The sequence below is a fragment of the Deinococcus alpinitundrae genome, from assembly GCF_009982895.1.
In the GTDB taxonomy this organism is placed as follows: Bacteria; Deinococcota; Deinococci; order Deinococcales; family Deinococcaceae; genus Deinococcus; species Deinococcus alpinitundrae.
Genome location: NZ_WXZL01000399.1, coordinates 1 through 217, shown reverse-complemented (window position 1 = coordinate 217; position 217 = coordinate 1). Strand labels below are relative to the sequence as shown.

The 217-nt window shown below is 62.2% G+C and carries 1 protein-coding gene; it reads right to left on the bottom strand.

Features of this window, described 5'->3' with window-relative positions:
• Positions 1-217 (bottom strand): transposase (locus tag GUI70_RS23895; protein ID WP_368733658.1); only part of this gene is annotated, 217 nt, incomplete at both ends.

Genomic DNA, 217 nt, shown 5'->3' with positions numbered 1-217 from the left:
GGCGAAGAAGGCCAGCGCTTTTTTCAGGATATCGCGTTCCTGACGGGTAATTTCGAGTTCTCGCTCGAGCTTCTTGACTCGCGCTTCCTGCTCACTGAGTGCTGCGACCCCACGTCCAGTGAACTGGGGGCGGCCCGCCGCCCCCTGCTGCTCGTGTTGCTGCTTCCAGCGCACCACCAGGTAGGGAGGGATACCCAGATTGCGGGCAACCTCTGCG